The following is a 16,350-nucleotide window of genomic DNA, read 5'->3' as shown; positions in this document are numbered from 1 at the left end:
TTCATAGTTATTGAAGCATATTCAGCGAATCACATGGAGAATTACAGATGAATAAATAGGGACGGAGGCTTTTTATTCAAGAATAGCAAATAATATGTATGAATGAATGAGTATATGGTAATATTATTTCACATTCAAAAATAAATAAGCCACCGTCCCCGATAATCAGGCTTCGTGATCGTTGAGTATACCTTTCGCGATATCAGTCAGTGTGAACCGCTTTGATGGCTCCCCATGTGGTCATATCCAGGGCGGTGTTTTCAATGGTGTTCAGTCGCTGGCAATATATTGCCTGATCATTATTTGTGCTTTCGAAACTAGCGGGTAGAGGGTCATATCCGGAAGCATAGCCATGGACATATGCTCCGAACGAAGTGCTCAGTGAATCTCCCGTATTGTAGTAGTAGGTCATATTGCCGTCCCATGAAACGATATTGATGTAATAGTTGTCCGTATTCAGATCGATAGAAACGGTACCGGAAGAATACCAGCCGGCTCCGGTGCCAACGACTATCTCGGAGTTCCGGTAGACTTCACTGTATGTGCCGAACTCAGAAGGACAGACGAAAACGTAATAGGTCAGGATCTGAGAATCACTGAAGTCGAGCCAGAATTCTGCCTCGGTTAAAGTGATATCCATATCGACGCGGTAGGCATTTCCCTTGGCGCGACCGGTGGATGAGCCGGAAAAAGATGTCCCCCCGACGATGTCGACAGTCCTGCCATCAGATCCATGAATAATGGAACCGGCGGGATCGCAATTATCGATTACGGTGGGAAACCCATCGACAACATCCATAGCCTGCATGTTATTTAAAAGACCTGCGGCGGGAAGGATCAGGAACAGGAAGAAACCGAGTGAAAAGAGCTGCTTATTCATAATATTCTCCTAACTGAATGGATTGAAATTGTCTCAAGAACTAAAAGGAATTATACGCTATACAACAATTACCATCAATACTTCAGACAGTTTGAATTCCGAGCCTTCTTTCATATCAAGCTGATGCTTTTGTACTCGGCCTGAATGAATTCCCTCCCTGATTTATCAAAAAGCTTCTGTAAGTGATCATCCATTGTGAAATAGAAAACCTGCCAGCCGTTATTAACCAATCCTATAACATGATCGACAAGGTATTTTCTACGATCCCAGTCGGAATGCTGGAATGCGTCATCAAGAATAAGGAATGCTGTCTCACCCATAGAGAGTTCAGCGAATGCTGTCCTGAGGGCTACGTAAACCTGTTCAGCCGCACCTGTACTCAACTGCTCAAGGGGAAATTCCTCCCCCTCCGCAGTTGTGAGAATGAGATATCCATCGCTGTCCATTTTCAATCCGGTGTAGTGCCCGGTTACCTGGTACAGAGGAGAAACCACTTCCACGGATTCAAGTGCTTCTTCCAGACTTGCATTTTCAAGGGAGCGGTATTCACATATAGTTTTGTAAACCGCATTTTCTGCCAGTATTCTTGCGGTAAAATCCTTGTATGCGTTTTCGGCAGTTTCTATCCTATCCTCCAGAGCAGTAAGCAGCTGCCTGATATCCTGTGAACTGAGCCCTGTAGCAACCGAAATTTTTGTTTTCAGTGTTTCAATATTGTGCTTTTCCAACTCCAGGTCTTTAGATACAGATTCAAGTTCATCCCCCAGGATCAAATATCGCTTCTGATCCCATTCGACGAGAGCAGGTTCTGACAGATAGGAATCGGAAGAAATGTTAAGGGAAGATAGAACCCCGCTCAGCGAAAGGATGGCTTCCTGGATTTCCTTCCTGGTATTCCTGATATCTTCTATTCTGGAATCCCAGTCTTCAGCTGAAATTTCTTCCCCTGTTATGACATGAAACTGGGACTGAATGCTCTCTCTCTTCGTTTCAATATCCAGCTTGAGCTGTTTGCTATTATCTCTTAGATTCTCAAACTGAATATGCTCCGTTTCAAGTTTCTGGCACTTCACCTGCAGTACAGCGGAATCTGTCAGTTCACTCTGAAATCTTCTTTTGAATTCATCCTCCAGTTTTGACTGATGTAATTCGGTTAATGGAGGAATCGATTCAATTTTATTCCTGTTGCGAATGAACAGGCAGACCAAAGCTCCAATCGCTGAAAATATCATCAGGGGTTTGCTGAAAAATCCTGCTGCAACTGTAGTCGGAATGAAAAGATAAAGCAGGAGAAGACAGATACTGTTCATGGAAGATTCTTTCTTGGGAATTTCAGGATAAGAGAAGTATTCTTCCCTGGCTTTTTTAACCCAGTTGAAGTTGTCTTCCTCATCTCCAGAATTATCAAGCTTGTCCTCAATTTTGTTTAGATTCTTCAGCTTGGCTCTAAAAAGACTGATATCCGTTCCGAGATCAATAAGAGCACTTTCGGAGGTTAGCCCTTCCAATTCAAGCTCGAATTTTCTCAGTTCTTCATTAAGCTTGAAAGCCCTGTGTTTTCTGGCATCTTCAAGCTCCCTCAGCTGCCCATCAATATTTCGCCTGGTCTTCTCAAGGTGGTTGATTGTGGCAAGGGAGGCATTTTCGTCGACCTCGATCTGAAGTTCTTCAAGATGTTTTACCTTCTTCAAAGCCTTCAGCCTGTCATCAATGAGCCCCTTCTGATCAGCTTCTATCGCACTGCTACTGATAATTGCTTTCTTGACGGTTTCCTGTTTAATATTCTTCTCAACCTCGTCCAGAATTCCCTTCCCCGAAAGATAGGTTCTCAGAATATCATCACCGACCCCATCTCCTGAGGCGGATAGCCTTGAATCCCCGGCACGGATAACCATCAACCGTGACAGCTCATCCGTAAGACCTCTGCCTGAATTCCTGAAATCTTCCAGTTTTCCGCCTCCGGAAGCAAAAACGGTCGTCCCATCCTCAAGGCCTGAAACCGTGATCTTACCCCGGGGTTTCCACTTTCTGATAGTCGGTTCCTGTGATTTGGTTCTTTTCAGTATCCAGGGGGTATTCCTCCCGGTTCTGAAGAGAAGATTGATTATGGCCTCAACAATGTAAGTCTTACCGGTTTCGTTACGACCATAGATAAGATTCAGCCTCCCGGGTTCAAAATTGAAATCCTGGCTGAGTGGCCCTCCGCGGTTAATGGATATTCTTTCTATCCGAATTCCCATTATCCGCCTCCTCCATATACAACCGAAAGAACGTTTTCGATGACCTTTTCCTTATCAGGCTCATTTCCGCCGAACTTCCAGTCCATCTCTTCTATCAGTTGTATTGCCCTTTTCGCTATCGCGTTTCTGCGGTTGTCCCTGACGATTTGTAGTGAAGAAATGTCCGGTTCTTCATCCTGTACGAAGCTGTACGGTTTGAATACTGTCTTCAGACAAGCCATTATGGCTTCTCTGTCAGCTGTATATCCGGTCGCTTTAATTCTGATTCTAGCTTTTTTTCTGTCTTCTGCGCTCAGTCTCCAGGCTGCAATCACGTTCTCCGCGTCATTCCTTAGCCTTTCAATTTCGTTTTCATGGGGAATTATCAGGAATTTTTCGTTGAAGAATATCAGGTCCGTTTGAACTGTTTCAGAGGTAACACGCCCGGTTTCGGTACTGAAGACCAGATATCTTCTTCTTCCTGTTTCGTTGATGTCAATTCCGCAGGGAGAACCAGGGTAATATATACTGTCTGTATTCATGGGTTTATGAATATGTCCCAGGAAGACTTTCCATGGGGAATACTTTTCAATATCTTTCCTGTAAAGTGGCATATAGGTGCCCTTTTCGTAGGGATTGCGCTGTTTCAATCCGCCGAAATAATCACCGTGACCAACAAGAACCCAGCGTTTTTCCATACTGATATTCTCAAGACATTCACCCATTCCGGATGTTGCTGAATAGGGTATGAAGACAATATTCAGCCCGGCAAATTCTTCCAGTACAGGCGAATCGTATATTCTGATGTTCTCACCAACGATAACGCTCTGCGAAATATCGGGATCGTGATTGCCCGGAATTACATGAATGCTGATCTTCGGGTAATTCATACAGATCTTTTCAAAACGCGAATAGCTGGCACAATCCTTATCGAAAAGATCGCCAGCTACTACAAGAGTATTGATCTTCTTTTCTGTAAGGTCGTTAAGGATACTGTTCAGGGCATTGTACCGCTCAATATGTTCTTCACCACCCGAAAGGTGAATATCCGCTGTTACCGCTATTTTCATTTCAGGCACACTTAACCTGTTCCTCCCGAATCATCGATACGAAGAATCTGTTTCAGAATAACAGTACAACTATATTCAAATAGTAAGCATGATGCTTTCCAGAAATAACTGTTAATTATATTATGATATTATTAATAATAGTAATATGCACTAGACAAGCGTTTAAATATTATCATTTTGTATAATGATATGCGTCAATATACTGACTATTTCGAGATGTATAAGCGCATTAATGCTCTTATGATCCGATATTGCTAATTAAAATATATAGTAACTCTGTTTTCACAGAATTATTAGCTTTATGCCTTCAGCCCTGTCTTTGTCCGAACCAGGCGTTTCAGAAATTCCGGGAATTTCTTTGAATTCCGGCATTGACGCAAGGCTCCGGAGGGATTCCAGGCCTATCAGACCTTCTCCGATATCCGCATGACGATCCCTGTGGCTCCCGCAAGCCCCCTTTGAATCGTTAAGATGAAAAACTCTGATCCTGTCGATGCCCACCTTTTCATCGAAACTCGTCATTGTTTCTGAAACTGCTTTCTTTGAAGAAAGGTCATAGCCTGCCGCAAAGGCGTGACATGTGTCAAAACAGATCCCGGTTCTATCATCCAATCCGGTAAGTTCAAGCAGCTGCGCAAGCTGGCAGAAGGAATGTCCTACAGTGGTTCCCTGTCCGGCGGTATTCTCATAAAGAATCCCGGTATCTTCCGGTGAGTTGCGAAGGATTTTTTTTACAAGTGAAGATATTTTGCTGATTCCTTTATCATCACCCGTGCCAAGATGTGATCCCGGGTGTAATACACCCCATTTTATCCTGAGCGAATGCATTCTTTCCAACTCGGCTTCAAGGGCAGTAATCGAGAGTTTCTCAACTCTACTGTCCGTTGTGGCGAGATTGATGAGGTATGAGGTGTGTGATATAACTGTAATTGAAGTGCTGCCGAACCTCTCGATCTCTTTTTCTGTGATGTGGTGCCCCTTCCACTGCCGCTGGTTTGATGTGAATATCTGACCGCAGGGAAGGTTAAGTTCGATGAGTGTGTCCAGAGCTCTATCCAGGCCTCCCCGAACGGAAACATGGATTCCGGGTATCATCTCTGCTGGAATTCGCAGGTCATTGCTGCAGACATGTTTGCCTGAACAGTTTGAGATTCAGTGTGCATTTTTCAGCCAGTTCGCTTCTCTTCTCAACCAGTGTCTGAAGTATATCCCGGGAAGAGTCCCAGGTTCTATCTAGCAAAACGCTCAATTCATCGTCCCAGTTCTCTGAAGACGAATCAACGGTAAGGTTGGCAATACCTGCCTCCTCCATGAATCTGTAACCCTTTGAGGCGTACGGCACGGCAATCGGAATGGTACCGGTAACCACAGAGAGTATCGATCCGTGAAGAGGGACGGTAAGGAATACACGTGATTCGGATATCCTTGTCAGAAAACTCCTGATATCGGTGGGCATGATTACAGTTGCATGATCACTGTGCTTCATCATGGCCATAACAGCTTCGCATTCTGAATCGTCCGAATTAGAGAGGCTTCCTGTATGGAAAGGGAAAAAGCGGATTTCCCCTCCATGGATTTCGATGTGTCTGTCAAGGAGATCTGCCCATTTTCTTCTTATGCCTGATACGTCCGGTTCCCTGTAAAGGCCGAGTTTTCTTCTTATCTCAAGCGGGAGAATGTTACCCTGTCTATTGGATACATTTCGTAAAGCCACGCCAAGAATTTCCGATGTACCGTGGGGGAGAGCGTAATCGCCGGCAAGGGTAAATGTGGAATCTGATGACAGTTTGACTTTTTCCTGATTCAGCCCGAGATCAAGAAGTATTTCAAGAGAAGGCCTGTCCCTTACGGTAACTCCGCTGCAGTACCCAAGCCACTTCCGAAGCTGTCCCGGCGTCCATCTGGCAAGTTCGTTCTCCTGTCCGATACCTATCGACCACGCGAAAACCGGTTTTCCGAAACGTTTTGCCAGTCTGATGGGATGCAGATTGAAAGGTGTGTACAGAAGAGATGATTTGTCCTGAGCCAGTTCCCCTCCGCCCACGATAACAACATCGGACCACTTCACTCCGTGGGTCATCGCCCGGAGTTTGCCCCTGGCTACATCGAATGGCTTAACCCCGTATATCTTTTCCGTTTTCGCAGGAACAGCGGACATCACTCCTATCTGAACATCGTCAAGAGTGGAGATATCCTGGATCTGTGAGGCGAAAATTGCCTCATCGCCTGCATTTGAACCACCTTTTTCCAACTGTCCCCAGGAGGAAGTGAATATCTTTTTCATGACGGGAATATACTGAATTATCCAAGGTGGAAATTCATTCTTCTATAATTGCCAGATGTCAGCTAATCGTGATATGAGAATTTCCTCAGCGTTTCAGCCATCTGCCTGAGCCTGCGGTCAACCTTGCCGTAAATCGAATCCGCGGGATACATTCCATCCGACATCCGCTCGCCTGCTGTGGTTCCCATGAGAAGTTCCGCCCCATCTTCTATTATCTCTATAGGATAGATGTGGAATTTTCCCTTCCTTACGGCATCGATTACGTTATCGCGAAGCTGGAGATCTTTCATGTTCGACTTCGGAATCATAACTCCCTGAGTTCCTGTTAATCCCTTTCCTTTGCATACACGGTAGAAACCTTCCACCTTCTGGTTAACTCCGCCTATTGCCTGTATTTCTCCGAACTGATTAACGGAACCGGTAACAGCCAGATCCTGCCTTATGGGAAGATCCGAGAGTGCGCTGAGAAGAACGTAAAGTTCCGTTGAAGACGCGCTGTCACCATCTATTCCGCCGTAGCTCTGTTCGAATACGACACTCGCCGAAAGAGAGAGAGGGTACTCCCTTGCGAATTTACCCTGCAGGAAACCTGATATTATCAGCATTCCCTTTGTATGAGTAGTTCCAGACATATCACTTTCGCGCTCAACATTTATCAGCCCTTTTCTGCCGGCAGAAACCCTGGTGGTTATTCTGGCTGGCAGGCCAAAATCGTAATCAACACTCTGATACACTGCAAGACCGTTTACCTGTCCAACTTTCCATCCCTCTGTATCGATCATTATCGTATCATCAACTATCCGTCTTGTGGCATAGGTCTCTCCGAGATTCAAACGATATATCTTCTCCTGTATGGCTTCCTTGACATAGGCTTCGGTAACTATCATGTCACCTTTCAGTCTGGCAAAATAGCTTGCTTGACGAAGATAGTCTGTAACTCTGTTGAATTCCAGAGAAAGCCTGTCTTTTAAACCGGTCAGCCTGACGCTTTCCTCAACTACCGCGGAAACAGCTTCAGTATTCATGGGGAGCAGGTCTTCAGCCTTGATGATCCCTGCCACTACATTGACGAAATTGAGAATATTCTTATTACTGGATTCCATTGTAAAATCAAAAGCGGCCCTTATTCTGAAGAGAAGGCCGAACTCTGGTTCGTAAGAAGCAAGAAGATAGAAAAGTTTCGAAGATCCTATTAAAATAACCTTTGTATTGGTATCAATAGGCTCGGGATGAAGATGAACCGGGTACATACCCAGGGGGTCATGACTTCGTATAACGGTTGTCTGGTTCCTGAGAGTCTGAATGAGCCTTTGCCATAGTTCCGGTATTCTGACCAGATCCAGAGCATTCATAATAAGGTAGCCTCCGTCAGCCTTCTGTATAGCGCCAGGTCTGATCATCAAGTGATCACTGTAGGGCTTCCCCTCAACTATTACACGATCGATGTTCCCGAAAAGACTTACGGAATCCGGAAACTCCTCGATTATTATCGGACGATTGGTCTTTCCCGCATTGTCCAGAATAAGGTTCGGTGTGAACAGAACGTACGGATCTTTGTCTTCAGAACTGCCCGCAAAATCGCTGAGATTTTCCAGAATGATCTCTACTATCGAGTCCGCCCATTCATCTGCCTTCTTTCCACCAATTTCCTTCAATATGGAAACAATTCCCAATATTGTAGGTTTCACAAGCCTGCGGGACATTCTTTCAAGCTTTGCCTGGATCTCTATTTCCAAATCACGGGTTTTTCTGAATGCACCTGTGAGTTTTTTAAAAAGTTCCTCATGTAATTCAGTGTATTTCTGCAGATCCTCCTGCGAGAGCTTGCCCGCCTCCTTCATTTCCTTGAGGGTATCGAAAGAGACCGGTTCATCGTTTATCACGGGAAGTATATCAGGTCTGAATTGCCCCGGTGCAACGGGTATGTTGACTATGGAGAAACCAGCTTTCGAAGCCTCTTTTTTTACGGTATCCATAAAGGCTTTCTTCCTGTCATCGTACGCTACCCGTGTCGCCCTGTTTTCCATCTCGGCCTTTTCGCTGCTTAGAACCGTGGGGATGTTACTTTTCAGAAGCTGAACACATTCGTCCAGAGCCTCTTCGAACCGGATTCCGTCTCCTGCTGGAAAAGTCAGGACTATCGGTTTTCTGGGATCCTCCATGTTTCGAACGTACATGATATCTCTCAGGTCATCGGTGGTCGTATCGATGCTGTTCAGGATGTTTTTTATAGTTGTTTCGCGCCCCGTTCCAGATACTCCCGTTACAAATATGTTGTATCCTATTGAAGGAATTTCAAGGCCAAGTTTCAGGGCCCTTATCGCCCTTTCCTGACCCACTATTTCTCCGGTGGGAATAATGTCCGCTGTTGTTTTGAAATCAAGGGCTTCCGATGGGCATTTCCATTTGAGCTCTTCAGGTTTGAGTGGGCTGACAACCATCTCTATATCCTTCCCGCATGTTTTTAATCCTATTTCTCCGGAGGTTCAGGCCCCAGAGGTGCTGTTGAAAGAGGACCGGCTTCTACTGAAAGTCCCCGAATCCTGTTTCCCCGTTCCACCTTACCCCTTACTATAATGGTAGCTTCAGAACGGACAAGAATAGATTCAGCCCTCCCGAAGAGTGGTGAGGGCAGAAATACGTCTGCCACTCCCGTATTGTCCTCAAGCATAAGGAAACCTGCGCCAGCGGCAAGTCTTCTTCCTGTAACAAATCTTCCCCATATCCTGATATCGATTATTGACCCGATAAGTTTCAGCGGGATCGTTCCGTCAGGCCGTTCGATTAATTCCAGAGGAGACGCTGAAAGGGGAAGGTTCAGAAGCCCCAGCTCCATGGAGACTTTTGTTTCAATGGAATAGTCGGGAAGATCAGGAACGCCCGGCGGCATACCTGGAAAAAATCCACCATTGCCTGCCTCCAGCTGCATGAGTGCAACCGGTGGTGCAAAACCTATTTCCCGAAAACAACCCGCCGCAGCCATGTTTCTGCACAAAGACATTCCGCAGCCTGCCTCGAGCAGCTCAAACGGGTACCTGTACGGCCTGCCGTCTTTCATCTTCTCGTATTCAGTACTTCCCATCCCCCTGAGATGATGAAATCCCGGAATTATTATTCCTTTTCTTTCACAGGTAAGCCATTTTCCTGTATTAACACCGGGAGGTTTGAACGAAACGCCAAGCCTTCTGGCTTCTTCAAGGTATACTCTTGCTCTGTAGAAACCACCCCCGGCTGCCATAACGGATGCCATGTAAAGGGCCGGGTGTTCAGCTTTCAGAAGTGCTGCAGCGCAGGAGACTGCGCCGTATGTAAATGCATGCGCCCTGCAAAAGCCATAACCGGCATAACTTGAGAGTACATTCCAGACGGCCTCAGATTTCGAAGGTATCATTCCCCTGCGTCTGCACATTGAGATGATCTCTTTCTTATCAATCCGCTTTTTTTTGAGTTTTCTTCTTAGGGATTCCCAGAAGGACTTCCGCTGATTTCGATACGTCTTCCTGATAAAGCATCACTCCGAGATTTTCCCGTAAAATCGATCGCAGCTCTGGAAGCGAGGAATTCATAATCGATTCCGAATGAAGGCAGTCAAGGTAGTTCTTTCTTCCACCCCCCGCGGACGCTCCGGGTCTTACCAGTGCCAGGGCTCTGGCCACATCTTCCATTGTGCGTATCTTCATCTCCCTGAGAAGACCCCTCATCGCGGGTGACTCAACATGGACTACTCCTATTGTCCTGCCGGTATCAAGGAGTTCCCTGGCCGGGCCCGGGATACTGCCGCCTTTGCGGAAAATACTCAGTGGTTCCTGTTCAAGTATCGAGCATACAATGGATATTGTTGTAAGCCCTCTCTGCCCCAGCAGATCCATTTTCAGGAGTCCTATCTCCTCTATTCCATCTTTGTCGAATTGGGTTATGTCGTAACCACAGGGGCTCGGTTGGAGAGGTACAAGTGTATCTACCGGTTCATCCGTGCAGACCAGTCCGCAGGGATGGGGAGCCAGGTGTGAAGGAATATGCCGGATAAGTTTCGAGTCCCGAAGCGCTTCCGAAGCGGCTGGCCTTCTCCAGGCAGCGCTATTATTGTAGCGAAGAATTTTTGTAAGGCTGTCGATCTCCCTGCTGCTTATACCCAGACCCGATGCAGCAACACGGAACGCAGATTTGGAGCGATGGGTCACTATCTGTGAAACGGCAGCTCCGTTCCTTCCAGCCTCTTCAAGAAACCATTTTGTAACTTCATCCCTCCTTGAGCTGTCAATATCAAGATCGATGTCGGGAGGATTCGATCTGAAAACGTTGAAGAACCGTGAAAACGACAATCCGTGACGGATAGGACAGATTATGGATATGCCAAGAAGGTACGCGATGATACTGCCCCCGGCTGAACCTCTTGCCGATGCTGCGATACCCCTTTTTCTGCAGTATTCGATAATATCGTAAAACCGGAGGAAATAGTCTGCCAGCCCGTTTTCACATATGATCTTCAACTCCATTTCCATTCTGCGAAGGGCGGATGGACTTTCACTGTACAATGATCCCAGCCTGCTCTTAACTATTTCAGCCAGCTTCCTCTCCTCCGCTGGATTCCTTGTTCTTACTTCTCCTTCTTTTACAGGTTCCGTTGAAATCATTCCCGCCAACTGCCTGTTTCCCATCAATGAACGCTCAGCACCGCGGAAACTCCTTTTGAACACATCAACATCGGGCAATACATTATTCTTACCCGAGAATTCCATCGGATCAATTTTCTTTTTCTCTATGGCCAGATATCCTCTGCGAAGAATCCTGTGTGTGTTTATGCTTTCGGTAGTTGTAAATACAACAGGCCAGGATGCAATCGGACGATATCCCTGTTCAAGTATCTCACGCTCTACCATGCCTGGCTTTCTGCCGGATATGCATTCGGGGAAAACAGATACGAACAGCTGCCCGGAGAAACCCATCTCATGTTCCAGCATTTCTGCCCCGGAAGGTTTTTCGACAATCGCTGCCATGTTCACACACAGGGGCAGTGATTCCTCGGTCGAGATCCTATCAGGGACAGTTGCAGAGGTTATGAGACCGCAAAGATTCCCCCATCCTCCTTCAAGAGCTGCAAAAACTACTTCTATCCCTTTAATCCTCAGCTTAACTCCCGCAGCCCCGATGATACCGTTTTCCCTGCATGCCGCGGCATATTCCAGCTGTCCGGTTACAACTCCGGCATCCGAAAGAATTCCTCCGGCGTAACCACACCTGGCAATTCCTTCAGCAAGCTGCGTGGGGGACTCAACACCGTACCTGAAGGAGTACCAGCTTCGAACAGGTGTAATGACATATTCCATGGCATATATGTAAACAAATGTTCACTATTTTGCAAGGGGCGTTTTCTGCCGTATTGGTCCGCATACTTTTTGATCGAAGATATCAATGGGATTACGAAAATTCCACTTTCCTATTGTTTATTCAATTTATCTCTGAAGTGGTTGAACAGTTCACTTTTTCCTTCTATGATGGACCACTCAGCAATGTATTCCATGTCCACATCATGAAGTGTAGCAACGAGTATAGCCTGTGCCAGAGACTGTATATCATCCCAGTGGTAGAAGGCTGCCAGCCTGTCCATGACGCACTGGGTTGGTGTGAGAAGGTTGAGTGTGGAATTCCCGATTGTTATTTTGTGTGTACTGGAAACAGGGGAATAACCGATAGATAGCGGACCGGGCGGAAATTCTATCAGGAGTTCTGTATCAGGATGTGAGAAATAGCGTCCCATCTCTTTATGGAATCCAAGCTCTTCAAGAGCTACCTTTACTCGTTTCATGCTACTGAGGGTAATGAAATCAAGATCAGCAGTAAGATAGCGGTCATCCGAGTAAATCGATACTACAGCACCACCCGTGAGGACAGCGTGGATTTCTCTATTCGCAAGATGCTGGCATATTATTGCAGCAAGATCAGCTATTCCGCATTCCCTCGATATCTTTTCAGTGTCTTTCCCTTTGTCCGTGGCCTTCTCCTCTTCGTATAAAATGATTCTATTTCTTCCTCTGGAAGATATTCAAGAGCCTTCTGCAGTAAATTCATCAGCTCATTCTTCAAAACGTACCGGGGATTAATCCTGTACAGCCTTGTCCTGCCGACGAGTTTGCTCTTTAGTATCCCGGCATCCTCGAGCTTTTCCATCCGATACTGAACCCTTTGCTGGTTCATTAAGAAGTTATTCGCTATCTCCGTAGGATAGGAATCACCGAACCTTGCAATGTAGAAAAGAGTTCTGGACACAGTCTCTCCCAGAAGAGCGTAGATAAAACTAAAATCGTATGTTTCCATATCGGTATTTCTCCTGTATGAACTAAATATTTCAGTTATATAACATATACATTTGGTTATATCACAAATCTATTTAGTTATATTAGAGCCGTCAATGGCGTTGGAATAACGAACTTGCCCGATCTACGCACGGCAATTGCGGTATCTGGATATCTACCGCATTAGCAGGAAAGACCCATAATTAAACACATTTACCTAATCAGGCAGGACATCGGAGGTTTATTGGGAAATATTTACTGCTTTGGGAGCAGGTAATGGTATTACGAAAAATCCACTTTCCTATTGTTAGAACATAGTAGGTGTAAGGGGTTCATTTTTTGTTGGATGCCATTCTGAGGCAATATCGGGCCTTTGTGATTGCAAGGATTTCTCGGGCATTGGTCCAGGTAAATATTCCAGTATACGTCTATACTCGGACAGCGATCTGTACTTATTCTCAGTAATGTACTCTTGCATGATTCGAACTGCATTCTTATTGAGTAAAGAGTTCTCTAACATACCCTCTAATAACCTATTAATGATTACTTTGTGACGCTCATTCTTTTTGTAACATGAATCGAATGGTGATAGCTTGCTCAAACCTTCACCTCTAAGCCTGACAACGGTTATGCCTTGAGTCTTGAGAGTTTCATTCTTCTTCCTGTCCTGGCATACTTTGTCTTTATGCCAATATCCTCCATCGATTTCGATACCAATCTTCTCTTTAACAAGGAATACATCAAGCTCGTAACCATTGTACTTTTCTCCATAGTACTTGCTTTCAACTCGCAATAGACCCGTATTTCAAGCTTAGATGACTGAGTATTACAGAATGGACAACCTCCACCTCTAACCCTATTAGCGATATACGCATCCCATTCATGCCCATTCTCGCATATCCACCATACTTTTCTCTGAGATCCAGGACTTACCTCTGAAGGTTTCAGTAATCCATTTCTTTCTATATTCCATTGCTTTGATAAATCTGGATATTTAACTTCAAGACTATTCTCATATGCGAGCTTATTACCACTACAATATGGACAGCCTGCTCCCCTATTTCGACTGCTAATATTAGCTTTCCATTCATGACCTTTGTCACAAATCCACCATGCTTTTTTACTGCTACCAGGGGTGAAGTGTTCAGGCTTTTCAGAACCATTTTTCTCTGGATGCCATTCACTGGCTATTTCTGGATTGATTGATGCTAGATTGTATTCAGCACTTGGACGTCTTCCAGAACAAAATGGTCAACCTCTTCCGCGAGATCTATGTCCAATAGTATCACACCATTCGTGTCCATTATCACAAATCCACCAGACATTCTTACGCATACCATAAGTAACATCATCAGGTTTGAGATTTCCATTTTTTGATGGGTGCCACTGTGCAGCTACTTCCGGATGGGTTTCAGAGAGTGGTTTTTTCGCGTTCATCTTGCCTACTTCCATACATGAGTATGCGTAGAGCTTGATTTCTGTAAAGGGGTCACTACAATGAATTGCATCGTTCAAGTTGTGAAAATAAAGTCTATTGAAATTAATCTATGATTTGAAGTGTATACTATTGAATCAACGCCCGACGGGATTCCCTTCGACTCGCTTCGCTCGCTCAGGATAAACTCACCATTCAGATCTTCGATCTGAGGTCCGAATCCAAAGTGCAATAACGAAATCGGATGATCCCGTGCAGAGGCTGAGAGAAAACCTCAAAGGGATTTAGAAATTAACTCAAGCTTCCGAAAAGGTCGTCGGAATTCCCATCCTGATCGGTTATCGTGTTATGTAGAAATGATTACCTTCAGAAATACAAGTTCGTACGATGAAGAACCGGTGCCGACAATCAGGAACTCGCACTCCGATTGATCCGTCTCGATGATACTGTAGAAGCAATTGGCAATATCCAGATCGCACACAACCATTTTCTGAAGTGTTCCAGTTGCATCCAGAACGGCGATGAACGCCAGCTCTGTACCCCACATAGTGCGAGGTGTCTCTTCCAATTCGACGCTTCTCGCAGTGGTGCCTACAGCTATTACATGACCTGAAGACGTTTCGACGGCATCGTAAACACTAGCCATTCCGCGGAAATAACCTGCATTTCTCCAAAGGGGATTACCGGTATCACCATCGAGAAGGCAGACAAATCCAGCCACCGGGCTGGTGAACCACTGCTGGACGGCACCGCCGATAAGAATATCACCGCTGGATGTCATGCGGAGGGAGTGGACATATGCTGCTGTCTCACCGATTGGCTCGGGCAGGTCAAGCAGATAATCGGTATTCAGCGAATAATGACATATCATCTCACCGGCTGCTGATATGCTCTGGATCTCCGTACAGGTGCTATGACAATCGGGATCGTTGTTTACCAGGTATCTACCATCAGAGATCTCGGTTACAAAAGGATTAACATGGAACTCATCCGTTCCCTCGAGAGCGCATGTCCACAGTGTGTCCCCCTGCTCTGCGCAGGCGATCAGCCACATCTCGCCTGATCCCCCTAGTTGGGCAGTACTCAGTTCGAAACTGTTATCAAGGGCAGCCCTGTCACATGACATGGGACACCAATCCGAATCGATTACAATCGTCCAGGAATCGTAATTAAATTCAACATCGTTAAATAGAACTGACTGGCTTGCCGAGATTCTCAACCCTCCCGATTCCAGAAGCTGGCAGCTATCGATTCGGACCGGAATAGATGTTATCATCTCGACGGGACAGGAATACTCCGAAAGAATGTCAATCGTGACCGAATGTGCTGACACTGAAAACAGGATGAGAAGAGCGATTGTTATGAGTTTCATGAGCTTCCTTTCTTACTGAAGGATAATAACTGATTAACGATCATAATTCTCTATGCCCTTTGAGAGGTAGGTCTGCGTTCACTCTGTTCTTGACAGAACGGGCTGATGATATGTATTCTCAAATCTGACTGGAAAGCAGATACTAAGGAGGGATATATGCGCTGGATGCTTATGCTTCTTGTGCTGGCTTGTGCCATACCGGTTGTTGCCGGGGAAATTGTTATTGGCATCTGCGACGAGTGCGGCTACCAGACCGATGAGTTCTTTGCGGGATATGGCATGACACCGGGTTATGTTGCCGAAGTATACCGTGATCCTGAAACCGGTGAGTTTCAACTGGTAGGATTCGACATTGTCCTGATCGTCGCCGAAAATATCGCGGTCACCCTCAACAACAACTACCGTGAGATTGAAGAACTGACCGTTGAGGAGATTGCCGTTAACATCAATAATAACTACCGTGGGATCGGAATGGAGACCGCCGAGGAAATAGCCGTTAATATTAATAATAACTACCGTGAGACCGGTGAGATAAACTTCAGTGAAATCGCGGTCACCCTCAACAACAACTACCATGGAATCGAGAAATTAGTTAGGACATTGAGATCACCCGATGTTCTGGGAGAACTTATCCTGGATGATGAGCTTCCTGCAGGTGTTCTGTTAGGCGAAGACCCGACGGGTAATCCGATGAGCTGGGAGCTGATTTCTCTGAATGATAGCAACCTTTGCCCGGCCTGTGTTGGAAAAACTCTGATCTTTGAGAGGGTTGGTCACTGGAATTAAACACTGAATAC

14 protein-coding genes and 1 pseudogene are annotated in these 16,350 nt (G+C 45.6%); 1 reads left to right on the top strand and 14 read right to left on the bottom strand.

What is annotated here, in order from left to right; genetic code table 11:
• Window positions 1–202: 202 nt before the first annotated feature.
• The 14 genes and pseudogenes from K8S15_12250 to K8S15_12185 all read right to left on the bottom strand — a co-directional run bounded on the left by K8S15_12250 (window position 203) and on the right by K8S15_12185 (window position 15,553).
• Window positions 203–880, bottom strand: a complete 678-nt coding sequence (locus tag K8S15_12250) for a hypothetical protein (protein MCD4776807.1) — start codon at window positions 878–880, stop codon at window positions 203–205.
• A 110-nt stretch (window positions 881–990) separates the two neighbouring features.
• The gene (locus K8S15_12245) at window positions 991–3,120 is read right to left on the bottom strand and encodes an AAA family ATPase (GenBank protein ID MCD4776806.1); all 2,130 of its coding nucleotides are present in this window, start codon (window positions 3,118–3,120) and stop codon (window positions 991–993) included.
• On the bottom strand, window positions 3,120–4,178 hold the full coding sequence (locus tag K8S15_12240) for a metallophosphoesterase (GenBank protein ID MCD4776805.1): 1,059 nt from the start codon (window positions 4,176–4,178) through the stop codon (window positions 3,120–3,122). The genes K8S15_12245 and K8S15_12240 overlap by 1 nt, the downstream gene beginning before the upstream one ends.
• 273 nt (window positions 4,179–4,451) lie before the next feature.
• Window positions 4,452–5,264, bottom strand: a complete 813-nt coding sequence (locus tag K8S15_12235) for a deoxyribonuclease IV (GenBank protein ID MCD4776804.1) — start codon at window positions 5,262–5,264, stop codon at window positions 4,452–4,454.
• A 19-nt stretch (window positions 5,265–5,283) separates the two neighbouring features.
• Complete coding sequence (locus tag K8S15_12230) at window positions 5,284–6,453, bottom strand: polysaccharide pyruvyl transferase family protein (GenBank protein ID MCD4776803.1); 1,170 nt, start codon at window positions 6,451–6,453, stop codon at window positions 5,284–5,286.
• Between the two features lie 62 nt (window positions 6,454–6,515).
• Window positions 6,516–8,894: an AAA family ATPase gene (locus K8S15_12225; GenBank protein MCD4776802.1), complete on the bottom strand. Its 2,379-nt coding sequence runs from the start codon at window positions 8,892–8,894 to the stop codon at window positions 6,516–6,518.
• Window positions 8,895–8,923: 29 nt separating this feature from the next.
• Entirely contained in the window at window positions 8,924–9,862 is a 939-nt protein-coding gene (locus K8S15_12220) for a hypothetical protein (protein ID MCD4776801.1), read from the bottom strand.
• A 19-nt stretch (window positions 9,863–9,881) separates the two neighbouring features.
• Complete coding sequence (locus tag K8S15_12215; protein ID MCD4776800.1) at window positions 9,882–11,780, bottom strand: hypothetical protein; 1,899 nt, start codon at window positions 11,778–11,780, stop codon at window positions 9,882–9,884.
• 110 nt (window positions 11,781–11,890) lie between these two features.
• Window positions 11,891–12,418 carry a hypothetical protein gene (locus K8S15_12210; GenBank protein ID MCD4776799.1) on the bottom strand — a complete coding sequence of 176 codons (528 nt, stop codon included), beginning with the start codon at window positions 12,416–12,418 and terminating at the stop codon, window positions 11,891–11,893.
• Window positions 12,397–12,768: a winged helix-turn-helix domain-containing protein gene (locus K8S15_12205; GenBank protein MCD4776798.1), complete on the bottom strand. Its 372-nt coding sequence runs from the start codon at window positions 12,766–12,768 to the stop codon at window positions 12,397–12,399. Before K8S15_12205 ends, K8S15_12210 begins: the two co-directional genes overlap by 22 nt.
• A 285-nt stretch (window positions 12,769–13,053) precedes the next feature.
• Window positions 13,054–13,539, bottom strand: coding sequence for a DUF559 domain-containing protein (locus K8S15_12200; protein MCD4776797.1), 486 nt, complete (start codon window positions 13,537–13,539; stop codon window positions 13,054–13,056).
• A 35-nt stretch (window positions 13,540–13,574) separates the two neighbouring features.
• Window positions 13,575–13,853: pseudogene (locus K8S15_12195) on the bottom strand (zinc-ribbon domain-containing protein).
• Window positions 13,854–13,997: 144 nt separating this feature from the next.
• Entirely contained in the window at window positions 13,998–14,183 is a 186-nt protein-coding gene (locus K8S15_12190; GenBank protein ID MCD4776796.1) for a zinc-ribbon domain-containing protein, read from the bottom strand.
• 344 nt (window positions 14,184–14,527) lie between these two features.
• Window positions 14,528–15,553, bottom strand: a complete 1,026-nt coding sequence (locus tag K8S15_12185; GenBank protein ID MCD4776795.1) for a hypothetical protein — start codon at window positions 15,551–15,553, stop codon at window positions 14,528–14,530.
• 156 nt (window positions 15,554–15,709) lie between these two features.
• On the opposite strand from K8S15_12185, the gene K8S15_12180 reads away from it, so the two are divergent.
• Window positions 15,710–16,339: a hypothetical protein gene (locus K8S15_12180; protein MCD4776794.1), complete on the top strand. Its 630-nt coding sequence runs from the start codon at window positions 15,710–15,712 to the stop codon at window positions 16,337–16,339.
• Window positions 16,340–16,350 lie beyond the last annotated feature (11 nt).

This window comes from Candidatus Aegiribacteria sp., assembly GCA_021108005.1.
Lineage (GTDB): Bacteria > Fermentibacterota > Fermentibacteria > Fermentibacterales > JCC-6 > Aegiribacteria.
This window is presented reverse-complemented; position numbering and strand designations above follow the sequence as displayed.

Coding starts and splice junctions, on each gene's coding strand:
- K8S15_12245 (MCD4776806.1), bottom strand. CDS start 3,120: ATGGGAATTCGGATAGAAAGAATATCCATTAACCGCGGAGGGCCACTC.
- K8S15_12205 (MCD4776798.1), bottom strand. CDS start 12,768: ATGGAAACATACGATTTTAGTTTTATCTACGCTCTTCTGGGAGAGACT.
- K8S15_12230 (MCD4776803.1), bottom strand. CDS start 6,453: ATGAAAAAGATATTCACTTCCTCCTGGGGACAGTTGGAAAAAGGTGGT.
- K8S15_12250 (MCD4776807.1), bottom strand. CDS start 880: ATGAATAAGCAGCTCTTTTCACTCGGTTTCTTCCTGTTCCTGATCCTT.
- K8S15_12190 (MCD4776796.1), bottom strand. CDS start 14,183: ATGAACGCGAAAAAACCACTCTCTGAAACCCATCCGGAAGTAGCTGCA.
- K8S15_12235 (MCD4776804.1), bottom strand. CDS start 5,264: ATGATACCCGGAATCCATGTTTCCGTTCGGGGAGGCCTGGATAGAGCT.
- K8S15_12180 (MCD4776794.1), top strand. CDS start 15,710: ATGCGCTGGATGCTTATGCTTCTTGTGCTGGCTTGTGCCATACCGGTT.
- K8S15_12185 (MCD4776795.1), bottom strand. CDS start 15,553: ATGAAACTCATAACAATCGCTCTTCTCATCCTGTTTTCAGTGTCAGCA.
- K8S15_12215 (MCD4776800.1), bottom strand. CDS start 11,780: ATGGAATATGTCATTACACCTGTTCGAAGCTGGTACTCCTTCAGGTAC.
- K8S15_12220 (MCD4776801.1), bottom strand. CDS start 9,862: ATGTGCAGACGCAGGGGAATGATACCTTCGAAATCTGAGGCCGTCTGG.
- K8S15_12225 (MCD4776802.1), bottom strand. CDS start 8,894: ATGGTTGTCAGCCCACTCAAACCTGAAGAGCTCAAATGGAAATGCCCA.